Here is a 14283-nt window from a genome sequence, read left to right on the forward strand (position 1 = left end):
GGTCCGCGCCGCCTCTGTTACGGATCTTAAGTCAAAATTTACCGCACTGACGCCATGCCTTCTGCGCTGCCCGGTGTTCCTGCCGGCCTGTTTCGCGTAAGGGTTGACGATGCGTATTGTCGGGACGATTCCGCTGGTTCTCGCCTCTGGCCTGATGGCCGTCACCTCTGCCCAGGCCGGCGAGGGGAGCTGGATTTCCGGCGACTGGTACCTGACGCTCGGCGCCACCGGTCTCGTCGCCCCGAATTTCGAGGGCGGCAAGAAATATATGCTCAGCGCCCAGCCCATCATCTCGCTCGGCAAGGCAGGGCCGGAGGCGCGTTTCACCTCGCGCAACGACAACATCTCGCTGGCGCTGATCGACGACGGCAGCGTGCGCGCCGGCTTGACCGGCAAGTTCCTGTTCTCGCGTTCCAGCAAGGACGAATTGCAAGGCCTTGATCCGGTGCGCTGGGGCGGCGAGGTCGGCGGCTTCTTCGAATTCTATCCGCTGGATTGGGTGCGGGCCCGGGCGGAGCTCAGACACGGCATCCGCGCCCACAACGGCTTCGTCGCCGACATCGCGGCGGACGCCTTCTACGACGTCACCCCGACCGTCCGCATTTCCGGCGGCCCCCGTGTCTCCTTCGCCTCGGCCGGGTATTTCGACGCCTATTACGGCGTCAACGCCACGGAAGCGGCGGCCTCGGGCCTCAGCGAATACCATCCGGGCGGCGGGCTGAAGTCGACCGGGCTCGGCGGCGCGATCACCTGGAAAGTGACCGAGCCGATGACGGCCAGCGTCTTCACCGAATATTCGCGCCTGATGGGGCCGGCGGCCGATTCCAGCCTGGTCAAGGAGCGCGGCGACCGCGATCAGTGGACCGTTGGCGTGTCGACCACCTACCGTTTCAATTTCTCGATGTAAGTCAAAATACCGGCGCTTTGGCTTGAAATCCGCGCTTTATTCCTGCCGCGGCATCCGCTAAAAGCCACGCCATGACGAGCTTTTCGCGCCTTTTTGCGATCGCGATACGAATTACGGGCCCGGTGTTCCGGGCGGCCTGAGCGCCGCCGGAGCCGCCGGGACTTTTGCGCGCGGCCCCCTCGCGCTTTTTCCAGATCATGATAGTTCAACGCCCGAGCTATTTTGCCAACGGGCAATGCACATGGCAGACCAATGACCGACACCCCCGTGACCGATACTGCTGAAACCATCGACTATTCCAAAACGCTTTACCTGCCGCAGACCAATTTCCCGATGCGCGCCGGCCTGCCCGAGAAGGAGCCCGGCCTGGTCAGGCGCTGGCAGGACATGGAGCTTTACCGCAAGCTGCGCGATGAAGCCGCCGGTCGAGAGAAATTCGTGCTGCATGACGGCCCGCCCTACGCCAACGGCAACATCCATATCGGCCACGCCCTCAACAAGATCCTTAAGGACGTCATCAACCGCTCCTTCCAGATGCGCGGCTACGACGCCAATTACGTGCCGGGCTGGGACTGCCACGGCCTGCCGATCGAGTGGAAGATCGAGGAACAGTACCGGGCCAAGGGCAAGAACAAGGACGAGGTGCCGGTCAACGAGTTCCGCAGGGAATGCCGCGATTTCGCCGCGCATTGGATCAAGGTGCAGGGCGACGAGTTCCAGCGGCTCGGCGTCATCGGAGATTTCGACAATCCCTATACGACCATGGCCTATCACGCCGAAGCGCGGATTGCCGGCGAGCTTTTGAAATTCGCCATGTCCGGCCAGCTCTATCGCGGCTCGAAGCCGGTGATGTGGAGCGTGGTCGAGCGCACCGCGCTCGCCGAGGCCGAGGTCGAATACCAGGACTATGAGAGCGACACGATCTGGGCGAAGTTCCCGGTGGCGAGCCTTGCCCGGCCGGTCGACGCCGCCGATGCCGCGCCGGCGCTGAATGGGACGGCACTCGACCTGCTGGAGGCGCATGTCGTCATCTGGACGACGACGCCCTGGACGCTGCCCGGCAATCGCGCTGTCAGCTTTTCGCCGCGCGTCGCCTATGGCCTCTACGAAGTGACCGCGGCCGAGAACAGCTTCGGGCCGCAGCCCGGCGAGAAGCTGATCTTCGCCGACGCGCTGGCGGAGGACGCCGCTTCCAAAGCCAAGGTCACCTTGAACCGGCTTCACAACGTCTCCCCTGAACAGCTTGCAAGTCTTACGCTTTCGCATCCTTTCAGAGGACTGGGCGGCGGCTACGAGTTCCCCGTGCCGATGATTGCCGGCGAGCATGTCACCGACGATGCCGGCACCGGCTTCGTGCACACCGCGCCCAGCCACGGCCGCGAGGACTTCGATGCCTGGACGGATGCGGTGGCCGAACTCATCAAGCGCGGCGTTGACACCTCGATCCCGTTCCCGGTCGACGATGCCGGCTTCTTCACCAAGGACGCGCCGGGCTTCGGCCCGGACCGCGAGGGCGGCCCCGCGCGCGTCATCGACGACAACGGCAAGAAGGGCAACGCGAACCAGGCGGTGATCGAGGAGCTGATCAAGCGCACCGCGCTGTTCGCGCGCGGCCGGTTGAAGCACAGCTATCCGCATTCCTGGCGCTCGAAGAAGCCCGTCATCTTCCGCAACACGCCGCAATGGTTCGTCTATATGGACAAGGACCTCGGCGACGGCACGACGCTGCGCAGCCGCGCGCTGCAGGCGATCGACGACACGCGCTTCGTGCCGGCGGCCGGCCAGAACCGCATCCGCGCCATGATCGAGGAGCGCCCCGACTGGGTTCTGTCGCGCCAGCGTGCCTGGGGCGTGCCGATCGCCGTCTTCGCCGATGCCGACGGCAATGTGCTGAAGGACGAGGCGGTCAACCAGCGCATCATGGACGCCTTCGAGCAGGAGGGCGCCGACGCCTGGTTCGCGCCGGGCGCCAAGGAGCGCTTCCTCGGCAACCACGACGCCTCGAAATGGCATCAGGTGACGGACATCCTCGACGTCTGGTTCGATTCCGGCTCGACGCATGTCTTCACGCTGGAGGATCGGCCCGACCTCAAATGGCCGGCCGACGTCTATCTCGAAGGCTCCGACCAGCATCGCGGCTGGTTCCACTCCTCGCTGCTCGAAAGCTGCGGGACGAGAGGCAGGGCGCCTTACGAGGCGGTCATCACCCATGGCTTCACCATGGACGAGGAAGGCCGCAAGATGTCGAAGTCGCTCGGCAACACGGTCGTGCCGCAGGACGTGATAAAGCAGTCCGGCGCCGATATCCTGCGGCTCTGGGTGGTGACGACCGACTATTGGGAGGACCAGCGGCTCGGCAAGAACGTGCTGCAGACCAATATTGATGCCTACCGCAAGCTGAGGAACACCATTCGCTGGATGCTGGGCACGCTGGCCCATGACGACGGCGAGGACGTGCCGCTGGACAAGATGCCGGAGCTGGAGCGGCTGATGCTGCATCGCTTGGCCGAGCTCGACGAGGCGGTGCGCCAGGGCTACGACGCCTTCGAGTTCAAGCGCATCACCCGCGCGCTGCTCGACTTCATGGTGGTGGAGCTTTCGGCCTTCTACTTCGACATCCGCAAGGACGCGCTCTACTGCGACGCGCCGTCCAGCTTGCGCCGCAAGGCGTCGGTGCAGGTCGTGCGCCATCTGTTCGAATGCCTGGTGAAGTGGCTGGCACCGATGCTGCCCTTCACGATGGAAGAGGCCTGGCTCGACCGTCACCCCGAAGCCGCCTCGGTGCATCTCGACCAGTTCCCGGCCATTCCGGATAACTGGAAGAACGAGGCGCTGGCCGGGAAATGGCGCAAGGTCCGGCAGGTGCGCCGCGTCGTCACCGGCGCGCTCGAGATCGCGCGCGCCGATAAACTGATCGGCTCCTCGCTGGAAGCCGTGCCGGTGGTCACCATCGACGATGCGGCGCTGGAAGCAGCCATCGCCGATGTCGACATGGCCGAGATGGCGATCACCAGCGATCTGGTCATCAGGCATGGCAAGGCGCCGCAAGGCGCTTTCACGCTGGATGACGTCAAGGGCGTCGCGGTCGTCGTCGAGAAGGCCGAGGATCGCGGTCTGGTCAAATGCGCGCGCTCCTGGCGCTACACGGCCGATGTCGGGCAGGATCCGGAATTTCGCGATGTCTCGGCCCGCGATGCTGCCGTGCTGCGTGAACTGAGGGCGCTCGGGCGTTTGTAGGTGCATGTCGCCCAAAAGTGTGCAGCGGTTTTGGGCTAGCGATTTGCACCCATCAAATAAGTGCAAAAGTGCCACGCCGGGCGGCGCAAATTCGCCCGCGCGTTGCCCTAGACAAGCGGTTGAGGTAAACACGCGACACTCCGGCAGACAAATTGTCGCCGGATTTCCATCGCAAACGCGGGGAAGAAGGGGACCGCGCCCCTGTGGCCGGTGGCGACCGAAAGGCTTTAAAGTGGGACTTTTTGGCATGACCGAAAGAACGTTTGCGCGCGCCGCGCTGCTGGCGCCGCTTGTGGCATCGGCCATGGCTATGTCGGGCTGCGTCGGCTCTCCGACCTACGGAACCGACAAGACCGCCGCCGAGCAACTCGCCGACGACGTTTCGGGCGCCGTCGCGATCACGCCGAAGCGCCGCGATCCTATCGACTATAAGCCGCGCCCGGACCTGGTGAAGCCCGCGCCGGGACAGAAGGAAACTCTGCCGCCACCGCAGGAAAGCATCCAGACGGCGAGCGCCGACTGGCCCGAATCGCCCGAGGCGCGCCGCGCCCGCATTCGCGCCGACGCGACCGCCCACCAGAACGACCCGAACTACCAGCCGGAAGCGGTCGAGGACGTTCAGACCGACCCGGTGGCGGTGAAGAAGGCTTTGGCCGATTCTGCATCCAGCCATCCGCCGCGCTGGTCGCCGGACGATTCCAGCGCGACCCGAACCGCCGAGATCCAGCGCCGCCTAGCGGAGCAGAAGCAGGGCAATCCCAATGTCCGCAAGTATTTGAGCGAGCCGCCGCTTGCCTATCGTCAGGCCGCCGACACCGCGCCGCAAAACGAGCTCGGCGAGGACGAGTACAAGAAGGAGCGCCGGCTCAAGGCGCAGGCGGAAGGCAAGAAGGGCGGCGGCTGGTTCGACTGGCTGGGGCTGTAAGTAGCGAATAGCGAATAGGTCTCTGTTGCTCACTACTCACGACCTGCTTCTTTGCTACTCACTGCTTGCGTCAACCATTCACCATTCACTGCCATTCCGCCTCTCGCGAAAGAACTCCTTCAGGATGAGGGCCGCTTCGCTTTCGCCCAAGCCGGAATAGACGTCCGGCGCGTGGTGGCAGGTGGGCGAGGCGAAGAAGCGCACGCCGTTGACCACCGCGCCGCCCTTCGCGTCGGCGGCGCCGAAATAGAGCCGGCGGAGTCTCGCGAACGAAATGGCGCCGGCGCACATGGCGCAGGGCTCGAGCGTCACATAGAGATCGTGACCGGTAAGCCGCTCGCTGGCGAGTTGCCGGCAGGCTTCGCGGATCGCCAGCATCTCGGCATGCGCAGTCGGATCGGCCAGCTCGCGCGTGCGGTTGCCGGCCTTGGCCACGACAATGTTGCCGTTGGCGATCACCGCGCCGACCGGCACTTCGCCCCGGCTTGCGGCCGCTTCGGCTTCCTTGAGCGCCAAAGCCATGAAATCCGGCCGCTTCACGCGCTTTGCATTCCGATTACTCCTCGCCACCCGACGGTGATCCTGTTATCTAGCGCGTGACCCTGAAAACCGGAATCGGTTTTTGCCGCGCTGCTGCATGCGCAAATCAAGATGACACTGCCTGCATAACGCGTCCGACCTGGCGCGTGCGCCGCGGCAGTCCAAGAAGAGCAAGATCCATATGGACGACGACAAGAAATCATCACGCAAAGGGCCGGGCAAAGGCGGATCGAAACCGACGCCGCGCGGTGACAAGCCGTTCCGCCAGGGAGCGCGTTCGCAGGGCAAGCCCTTCGAGAAGCGCGATGGCGCGCGCAAGCCTTACACGCAGCGTGACGACAGGCCGATGGCCGCCGATGGCGAGCGTCCTGCGCGCGATTTCAAGCGCAGCTACAAGCCGCGCGCGGTCGAGGGCGCGGAACGCGGAGAACGACCGTTCCGCAAAGGACCGCGCCCCGAGGGAAAGCCGTTCGAAAAACGCGATGGCGCCCGCAAGCCCTATATGCCACGTGGCGATCGGCCAGCGGCCGCGGAAGGCGAGCGCCGCGATTTCAAACGCAGCTACAAGCCTCGTGACGGGGGCGAAGGTGGAGAGCGTGGCGAACGACCGTTCCGCAAAGGTCCGCCGCGCGACGGCAAACCCTTCGACAAGCGCGAAGGCCGCAAGCCCTACACGCCGCGCGGCGACCGGCCGATGGCCGCCGAAGGCGAACGCGCCGAACGGCGCTTCGACCGCCCCAAGCGCGACTTCGGCGATCGGCCCAGGCGCGACTTCGCCGACCGGCCGCAGCGCGAAGACGGCGGCGAGTTCGCGCAGCGCCCGAAGCGGGATTTCGCCGATCGAGCGCCGCGCGACAGCGCCGCGAGAAAGCCGGAAGGCGGCTTCAAGCCGCGCCCGCGGCCCTCGGAAGCAGCGCCGGAGGCCGGCGAGCGCATCGCCAAGCGGCTGGCGCGCGCCGGCATCGCCTCGCGCCGCGACGCCGAGGAACTGATCGCCGCCGGTCGCGTCAAGGTCAACGGCAAGGTGCTGTCGTCGCCGGCCTTCAACGTCATGCCCAACGACGTCATCCATCTCGACGGCACGGAGATCCCGCCGATCGAGCGCACAAGGCTGTTCCTGTTCCACAAGCCGGCAGGCGTGGTCACCACCAACCGCGATCCGGAAGGCCGCAAGACCGTCTTCGACGTGCTGCCGGCCGATCTGCCGCGGCTGATGACCGTCGGCCGCCTCGACATCAACACCGAAGGGCTGCTGCTGCTGACCAATGACGGCGGGCTGTCGCGGGTGCTCGAACTGCCGGCCACCGGATGGCTGCGGCGCTATCGCGTGCGAGTCCACGGCAAGGTCGAGGAGAGCAAGCTCACCGCCTTGCGCGACGGCATTGCCGTCGACGGCGTGTTCTACGGCTCGGTCGAGGCCTCGCTCGACCGCGAGCAGGGCAGCAATGCCTGGCTGACGATCGGCCTGCGCGAAGGCAAGAACCGCGAGGTCAAGAATATCCTCGGCGCGTTGGGGCTGGACGTGACGCGGCTGATCCGCATCTCCTACGGGCCGTTCCAGCTCAACGAGCTGCCCGAGGGGCACGTGCTGGAGATCAAGGGCCGCACGCTGCGCGAGCAGCTCGGCGAGCGGCTGGTTGAAGAGTCCGGCGCCAATTTCGACGCCGAGATCCAAAAACCGTTCTCCAACAAGCCGGTGCGGCGTAGCGAGCCGCGCCGCGATGAGGACGAGCGGCCGAAATTCACGCGCGAGGGCGACCGCCGACCGATCGGCGAGGGCGGGCTGATCAAGGCCCGCAAGCGTCGTGAGGGCAGCCGCGACGAGGCGCTGAGCAAGCTTTCGACGAAGCCCGAGCGAGCCTTCGGCGAACGCGGTCCCCAGTCTCGCTTCGACAAGTCTGGCTTCGGCAAGTCTCGCTTCGACAAGTCTGGCTTCGACAAGCCTGGCTTCGACAAATCCGAGCGCGGCTTCGGCAAGTCCGAGCGCGGCTTCGGCGGCAAGGCCGGCGGCAAGAAAGGCGAACCGCGGCCGATCGAACCGCCCGGCCAGCGCAAGGCCAATGTCTGGATGGCGCCGGGCGCGCGTCCCATCGGCAAGGGCAGGGCGGAGGCCGACGCCGCGAAGGCCGCGGAAGCGAAGGCGCGGAAGGCGTCGTTCAGGCCGGGCGGCAAGGGCACGCCGTTCGGCAAGCCAAGAGACGATCGGCCGGAGGGAAGCGGCGGCGACAGGCCGCGCGGTCCGAAGGGGCCGAGGGGTGGCAATGCGGATCGTCGGCGGTGAGTTTCGCGGGCGTCCGCTGGCGACGCCGCGTTCCAATGCCATCCGTCCGACCACCGATCGCACCCGCGAGGCGGTGTTCAACGTGCTTGCGCATCGCTATGCCGAAAAGCTCGAAGGCGGCCGTGTGCTCGATCTCTTCGCCGGCACCGGCGCGCTCGGGCTGGAGGCGCTGTCGCGCGGCGCCTCCTACTGCGTCTTCATCGAGGAATCGGCGGAAGGGCGCGGGCTGATCCGCGACAATGTCGAGGCCTTCGGGCTCACCGGCCGGACCAAAATCTTCCGCCGCGACGCGACCCATTTGGGCGAAGCCGGCACGCTGTCGCCTTTCGGCCTGGTCTTTGCCGACCCGCCCTATGGCGAGGGCCTCGGCGAGCGGGCGCTGCGCTCGGCAAAGGCCGGCGGCTGGCTCCTACCCGGCGCGCTCTGGGTGGTCGAGGAGGCGGCGTCCGCGCCGTTCGAACCGGGCGCCGGTTTTTCCGTGGTGGACGAGCGCGGCTATGGCGACACGGTGATCCGGTTTGTCGAGGTAGGGTGAGGGGCACGTCCCTTCTCCCGCAAGGGAAAAGGAAATGACGCACGCGCCTCGAAAATGACGAACAAATCACTTTGCCTCGCCATGGAACCTTTTCTATCGTCGCGCGACCGAAACCGGAGCATTTGATGACATTGAACACCAGAGGCCTGCGCGCAGCATTCCTTGCCGGCGCGCTGGCGTTCGCGGCGCAGGCTCCGGCACGCGCCGCCGACGAAGCCGCGGTCAAGGATTTCCTGCTCGAGAACGGCCTGGAAGTCGTCGTCATTCCGGACCATCGCGCCCCGATCGTCACTCATATGGTATGGTACAAGATCGGCAGCGCCGACGAGCCGCCCGGCAAATCCGGCATCGCGCATTTCTTTGAGCATCTGATGTTCAAGGCTACGAGCAACCACGCAGCCGGCGAGTTCGACCGCGCCGTGGCCGACATCGGCGGCTCGAACAACGCCTTCACCTCCTACGACTACACCGCCTTCCATGAGACGGTGCCGCCTTCGGCGGTCGAGGAGATGATGGGGTTCGAGGCCGACCGCATGCGCAACCTCGTCCTCACCGACGATGTCATCAAGACCGAGCGCGACGTTATCCTGGAGGAGCGCCGCTCGCGCATCGACAACGATCCGCAGGCAGTGCTGGACGAGGAGGTCGACGCGACGCTCTGGCAGAACCAGCCCTACCGCGTTCCGGTGATCGGCTGGATGCAGGAGATGGAGCAATTGAACCGCGAGGATGCCAAGGCCTTCTACGACACCTTCTACCGGCCGAACAACGCCGTGGTGATCGTCGCCGGCGACGTCGATCCGGACGCGGTGAAGGCAATGGCCGAAAGGACTTACGGCAAGGTGGCGCGCGGGCCGGACCTGCGGCCGCGCATCCGCCCGGTCGAGCCGGAGCAGAACACCAAGCGCACCGTGACGCTGACCGATGCGCGCGTCTCGGTGCCGAGCTTTTCCACGCAATGGGTGGTGCCGTCCTATCACACCGCCAAGCCCGGCGAGGCTGAGGCGCTCGATCTCCTGGCCGAAATCCTGGGCGGCGACAACCGCAGCCGCCTCTACCAGCAGCTGGTGGTGAAGCAGGGCATCGCCTCCGGAGCCGGCGCCTTCTTTCAGGGCACCATGCTCGACGCCACCAACTTCACCGTCTATGGGTCGCCGCGCGGCGACGCCAAGCTTTCCGACGTCGAAGCGGCGGTCGATGCCGAGGTCGCGCGCATTGCCAAGGACGGCGTGACCGGTGACGAGCTGGAGCGGGCCAAGACCCGCTATGTCCGTTCGATGGTCTTTGCTCGCGACAAGCAGGACGACATGGCCAATATGTACGGCTCGACGCTCGCCACCGGCGGCAATGTGAAGGATGTCGAGGAATGGCCCGACCGCATCCGCAAGGTCACTGCCGCAGAGGTCAAGGCCGCGGCCGCCCGCTACCTGGTGCTCGACCGCTCGACGACCGGCTATCTCCTGCCGCAACAACAGGCGGGGAATTGATGATGAGCATGGAACGCGGACGAATGGGCGCTTCTTCCCTTCTCCCCTTGTGGGGTCCGAAGGACGGGGCGAGACCCGTGGCTCGCCCCCGGGCGGTGGACGCGAAGCGGCCGGATGAGGGGCGCCCCAGCTGGGCGATATGCTCCTCCGTCTCGGCGCTGTGCGCCGATCCACCTTCTCCCACAAGGGGAGAAGGGGGGGTCTACCGTATCGTCGCAACCCTCTGCTTCGCCCTATTCTTCCTGCTCTTGCCGGCGCTGGCCGCCCACGCGGAGATGAACATCCAGGAGGTGAAGTCGAAGAAAGGCATCACCGCCTGGCTGGTCGAAGACCATTCGATCCCACTGGTTGCCATCCGCTTCGTCTTCGACGGCGGCACCGCGCAGGACCCCGCCGGCAAGGAAGGTCTGGTCAATCTGATGAGCGGCCTTTTCGACGAGGGCGCCGGCGACCTCGACAGCGAGGCCTTCCAGTCGAAGCTGGACGATGCCGGGGCCGAGATGAGTTTTCAGGCGGCACGCGACGGCCTTTATGGCTCGATGCGCATGCTGTCCGACCAGAAGGACGAGGCGTTCGGCCTGCTGAAGCTGGCGGTGAACAGCCCGCGCTTCGACCAGGCGCCGATCGACCGCATCCGCGCCCAGATGCTCTCGGGCATTCTCGCCAACGAGCGCGACCCCAACACGATCGCCCAGCAGCGCTGGCTGCGCGCGATCTATGGCAAGCATCCCTATGCGCGGCCGGATGAGGGGACGAAGGAGAGCCTGGCCACCATAACGGCCGCCGACATCAAGGCCTTTCGCAAAGCGAGTTTCGCGCGCGCCGGCCTGCATGTGGCGGTGGTGGGCGACATCGACGCCGCCACGCTCTCCGGCAAGCTGGACGAGGTGTTCGGCGACCTGCCGCAGACGCAGATGCTGGCCCAGGTGGCGGACGTGTCGCTGAAGCTCGGCCAGCAGCTGGAAGTGAACTACGACCTGCCCCAGACCTCGCTGCAGCTTGCCTGGCCCGGCGTCAAACGGAGCGATCCCGATTTTTACGCGGCCGTGCTGATGAACGAGATCCTCGGCGGCTCGACTTTCACGTCGCGGCTTTACGAGGAGGTGCGCGAGAAGCGCGGCCTTGCCTATAGCGTCAGCTCCGATCTCGTCGATCACGAGCATTCCAATGCGCTGCTGGTGACGACGGCGACGCGTTCCGACCGCGCCGCCGAGACGCTCGCCATCGTGCGTCAGGTGGTGAAGGAGATGGCCGAGAACGGCCCGACCGAGGAGGAGCTCGCGGCGACCAAGAAATACATGATCGGCGCCTACGCCATCAATAATTTGGACTCCTCCAGTTCCATTGCCGCGACGCTGGTCGAGCTGCAGCTCGACAATCTCGGCATTGACTACATCAAGCGCCGCGCCGCGCTGATCGATGCGGTGACGCTTGCAGACGTCAAGGCCGCGGCAAGGAAGCTTCTGTCGGCCGACCCGGCGATAATGGTGATCGGACCGCCGCTGGTGCAGGTGGCGGGAGCCCGCAAGGGATGAGCCCGACCTTCGCGGTTGCCTTCGGCGGCGGCGGCGCGCGGGGGCTGGCGCATATTCACGCCATCGAGGCGCTGGACGAGCTAGGGATCAAACCGGTGGCGATCGCCGGCTCCTCGATCGGCGCCATCATGGGCGCCGGCATGGCCGCCGGCATGCGAGGGGCGGAGATCCACGAGTACAGCCGCTTGATCCTCGGCAGCCGCGCCGAGGTGGCCGCGCGCATGTGGCGCTCGCGGCCGGGCACGATCGCCGAGGCCATGCAGGGTGGCATCCGCGTCGGCCAGTTCAATATCGAGCGCATCCTGAAGGCCTTCCTGCCTGACGCCATTCCGGCGACCTTCGAAGAGCTGAAGATTCCGCTCAAGGTGACGGCGACCGACTATTTCGGCCACAAGCTCGCGGTGTTCTCGCAGGGCGATTTGCAATCGGCGCTGGCGGCCTCGGCCGCCATTCCGGCGGTGTTCCGCCCGGTGATGCGCGACGACCGATTGCTGATCGATGGCGGCATCTACAACCCGGTGCCCTTCGACCTGGTCGAGAAGGACGCCGACATCATCATCGCCATCGACGTGGTCGGGGCGCCGAGCGACGTCGAACGCAAGCATCCGACCACGGTCGACCTCATGTATGGCGCCACGCAGCTGATGATGCAGTCGATCATCGCCAACAAGCTGCGGCAGCACCCGCCGGATATTCTTATCCGCCCGGCCGTCTCGAAATACCGCGTGCTCGATTTCCTGAAGATCGAGACGCTGATGGCCGACACCGTCGAGATCAAGGACGAGCTGAAGCGCGCCGTCGAGAAGACGGTCGCCGAGCGCGGCGGCAAGCTCGGCAAGGCGGTGTGAGAGGTGGGGCAGGCCTGATCCGCTAGGTGGAAGACCGATTTCTATTTGCCTGCGCGATGCAGTTTATCCACCCTCTGCGTACAAGTACGCATTTTGTCATTAACTCTTCTTCGAATTCGACGTTGACGCGCGCTCCGGTAAAGTTAATAATATCCTAATATATAGGGTAGCGCGAATAAGCTCCCGACCGGCAACAACGAGTACGGCGCTACTGGGGTAGGGGAAAAGCAACGCGGCGATCTATCGCCGTCGTAGCCATCACCATCGAGCCTCCACCTGTCTGTGAACCGCTTTTGGGCTGGCCGTTCACGGGCCGGACCGTCGGGTTGCGCCTGGTTGCATGGCACTCTGATCCTTTCCTCTCCCCGTCAGACTGGGCGCCGATGCATTCGGCATGGGGTAGTCAGCCGTCTCCGACGGCCAACGAGCAGGCGCGGAGCGTGTCTGCCAGGGGGATGAAAGATGGCCACAACCGTTGGCACGAGCAGCAACGACAATCTGGTTGGCGGCAGCGGAGATGACATTCTGTCCGGGGGCGCCGGAAGCGACCGTCTGAATGGCGGGTCTGGCGCCGACACGCTCGACGGAGGCAGCGGTTTCGATACAGTGCTTGGCGGCTCCGGTGCGGATAAGCTCATTTATCGAGCGTGGGAAAATCAGTACAAGATTGGCGGCCAGGTTTACGGCACGGGCACAACGACCGGGCAAACCACCTTTTCCGGCTACGATGTCTATGATGGCGGCAACGGAAGCGCCGCCAAAGGCACCGCCGAGATCGATACGCTTTTCATCTACCTGAGCAATGACCAGCTCAATAACTCCTCGTTTATGGCGACGCTTAACAGCGAGATCGCTCAGTTTCGCGCTTTTATCACCGCAAATTCGAACACCAATACCGGCCAGGCGGGGCAGGCAGAATTCACCTTCACCAGCATCAATTTGAAAGTCTCCGCGATCGAGCAGGTTTTCGTCGCCCGGGACCCAGGCTCACCTGTCGGAATTGACGACACCAACGCCGCGGATCCGGTGCGCGAGGCCGGTGTTGGCCCGGGAAACACACCTTTAGCGGGCGATCCCACAGCCGCGGGCAACGTGCTGTCTAACGATACGGATGCGGACGATGGCCAGGCGTCCTTGGTTGTCTCGGCGGTCCGGACAGGTCCGGAATCAGGATCTGGAAATGGCGGGACCGTCGGATCTCCGTTGGTGGGCACCTATGGCTCACTGACCTTGAATGCGAACGGAACTTATACTTACACGCTCAACAACACCGATCCGGACACCAACGCTCTGGCGCAGGGCGCCACTGTTACCGAGGTGTTTACATACACCGTCCGTGACCCGCATGGGTTGACGGATACGGCGCAACTGACCATCACCATCACTGGAACGAATGACATTGTCTCGATCACCAGCGGCGCACAGAACGGTGCGGTCGTCGAAGATGCCAACACGACACCTTCGGCGACTGACTCGCTCAACGCTGCCGGCACGATCACCTTCAACGACGTCGACCTCAGCGATGGCCACACTGCGTCGTTCACGCCGACCGCCGGTGAGACTGCGCTCGGCACCTTCTCGCTTGACCCTGTCAGTGAAGCCGCGAACGCCGCCAACGGCTCGGTGCAATGGCACTACGCCCTCAACAACGCCGCCGCCCAGTATCTGGCCGACGGCCAGAGCGTGGTCGAGCACTACACCGTAACGGTCAACGACGGCCATGGCTCGGCGGCAACGCAGGTCGTAACCGTCACCATCACCGGCACCAACGACGCGGCGACGGTGAGCTCGGACTCGAAGTCGGTGACCGAGGGCGACACGGCAGCGGCGCTGAACGCCAGCGGCCAGCTGACGATCACCGACCCCGACACGGGTGAAGCGCATGTGGTGGCGCAGACCAACGCGGCCGGCACCTATGGCGACTTCTCCATCGACGCCGACGGCGCCTGGACCTACACCGGCAACGACGCGCACAACGAACTGACCGC

General features: G+C 65.2%; 11 protein-coding genes. 9 read left to right on the forward strand and 2 right to left on the reverse strand.

Annotation, left to right across the window (positions count from 1 at the left end):
- Positions 1 to 109: 109 nt before the first annotated feature.
- On the forward strand, positions 110 to 907 hold the full coding sequence (locus tag CK221_RS15895) for a MipA/OmpV family protein (protein ID WP_095778378.1): 798 nt from the start codon (positions 110 to 112) through the stop codon (positions 905 to 907).
- A gap of 1 nt (position 908) precedes the next feature.
- Here CK221_RS15895 and CK221_RS15900 read toward each other — a convergent pair whose 3' ends face one another.
- Complete coding sequence (locus CK221_RS15900) at positions 909 to 1106, reverse strand: hypothetical protein (protein WP_066996650.1); 198 nt, start codon at positions 1104 to 1106, stop codon at positions 909 to 911.
- A 53-nt stretch (positions 1107 to 1159) separates the two neighbouring features.
- Between CK221_RS15900 and ileS the strand changes: the two genes are divergently transcribed.
- Together ileS and CK221_RS15910 are read left to right on the forward strand one after the other, a co-directional pair.
- Positions 1160 to 4144 carry an isoleucine--tRNA ligase gene (gene ileS, locus CK221_RS15905; protein WP_179295145.1) on the forward strand — a complete coding sequence of 995 codons (2985 nt, stop codon included), beginning with the start codon at positions 1160 to 1162 and terminating at the stop codon, positions 4142 to 4144.
- Positions 4145 to 4391: 247 nt separating this feature from the next.
- A complete protein-coding gene (locus tag CK221_RS15910; protein ID WP_082980518.1) occupies positions 4392 to 5069 on the forward strand; it encodes a hypothetical protein in 678 nt (225 codons plus the stop codon).
- 78 nt (positions 5070 to 5147) lie between these two features.
- On the opposite strand, the gene CK221_RS15915 is transcribed toward CK221_RS15910, so the two are convergent.
- A complete protein-coding gene (locus CK221_RS15915) occupies positions 5148 to 5609 on the reverse strand; it encodes a nucleoside deaminase (protein ID WP_095778379.1) in 462 nt (153 codons plus the stop codon).
- Positions 5610 to 5790: 181 nt separating this feature from the next.
- Here CK221_RS15915 and CK221_RS15920 point away from each other — a divergent pair, with 181 nt between their 5' ends.
- The 6 genes from CK221_RS15920 to CK221_RS15950 all read left to right on the forward strand — a co-directional run.
- The gene (locus CK221_RS15920) at positions 5791 to 7890 is read left to right on the forward strand and encodes a pseudouridine synthase (protein WP_095778380.1); all 2100 of its coding nucleotides are present in this window, start codon (positions 5791 to 5793) and stop codon (positions 7888 to 7890) included.
- Positions 7871 to 8425 carry a 16S rRNA (guanine(966)-N(2))-methyltransferase RsmD gene (gene rsmD, locus CK221_RS15925; RefSeq protein ID WP_095778381.1) on the forward strand — a complete coding sequence of 185 codons (555 nt, stop codon included), beginning with the start codon at positions 7871 to 7873 and terminating at the stop codon, positions 8423 to 8425. The genes CK221_RS15920 and rsmD overlap by 20 nt, the downstream gene beginning before the upstream one ends.
- Positions 8426 to 8550: 125 nt before the next feature.
- Positions 8551 to 9912 (forward strand): pitrilysin family protein, encoded by a 1362-nt coding sequence (locus tag CK221_RS15930; protein ID WP_095778382.1) that lies wholly within the window; start codon positions 8551 to 8553, stop codon positions 9910 to 9912.
- 209 nt (positions 9913 to 10121) lie between these two features.
- Positions 10122 to 11447: a pitrilysin family protein gene (locus tag CK221_RS15935; protein WP_245430659.1), complete on the forward strand. Its 1326-nt coding sequence runs from the start codon at positions 10122 to 10124 to the stop codon at positions 11445 to 11447.
- Positions 11444 to 12295: a patatin-like phospholipase family protein gene (locus CK221_RS15940; protein WP_095778384.1), complete on the forward strand. Its 852-nt coding sequence runs from the start codon at positions 11444 to 11446 to the stop codon at positions 12293 to 12295. Before CK221_RS15935 ends, CK221_RS15940 begins: the two co-directional genes overlap by 4 nt.
- Before the next feature lie 462 nt (positions 12296 to 12757).
- On the forward strand, positions 12758 to 14283 hold a 1526-nt coding region (locus CK221_RS15950), incomplete at its 3' end, for a VCBS domain-containing protein (RefSeq protein WP_210200033.1).

Origin of the sequence: Mesorhizobium sp. WSM3868 (genome assembly GCF_002294785.1) — a bacterium.
Lineage (GTDB): Bacteria > Pseudomonadota > Alphaproteobacteria > Rhizobiales > Rhizobiaceae > Mesorhizobium.

Bases quoted from the DNA above. Each gene is read 5' to 3' on its own strand.
- CK221_RS15900 (WP_066996650.1), bottom strand. From the start codon at position 1,106: ATGATCTGGAAAAAGCGCGAGGGGGCCGCGCGCAAAAGTCCCGGCGGC.
- rsmD (WP_095778381.1), top strand. From the start codon at position 7,871: ATGCGGATCGTCGGCGGTGAGTTTCGCGGGCGTCCGCTGGCGACGCCG.
- CK221_RS15920 (WP_095778380.1), top strand. From the start codon at position 5,791: ATGGACGACGACAAGAAATCATCACGCAAAGGGCCGGGCAAAGGCGGA.
- CK221_RS15940 (WP_095778384.1), top strand. From the start codon at position 11,444: ATGAGCCCGACCTTCGCGGTTGCCTTCGGCGGCGGCGGCGCGCGGGGG.
- CK221_RS15895 (WP_095778378.1), top strand. From the start codon at position 110: ATGCGTATTGTCGGGACGATTCCGCTGGTTCTCGCCTCTGGCCTGATG.
- CK221_RS15910 (WP_082980518.1), top strand. From the start codon at position 4,392: ATGACCGAAAGAACGTTTGCGCGCGCCGCGCTGCTGGCGCCGCTTGTG.
- ileS (WP_179295145.1), top strand. From the start codon at position 1,160: ATGACCGACACCCCCGTGACCGATACTGCTGAAACCATCGACTATTCC.
- CK221_RS15930 (WP_095778382.1), top strand. From the start codon at position 8,551: ATGACATTGAACACCAGAGGCCTGCGCGCAGCATTCCTTGCCGGCGCG.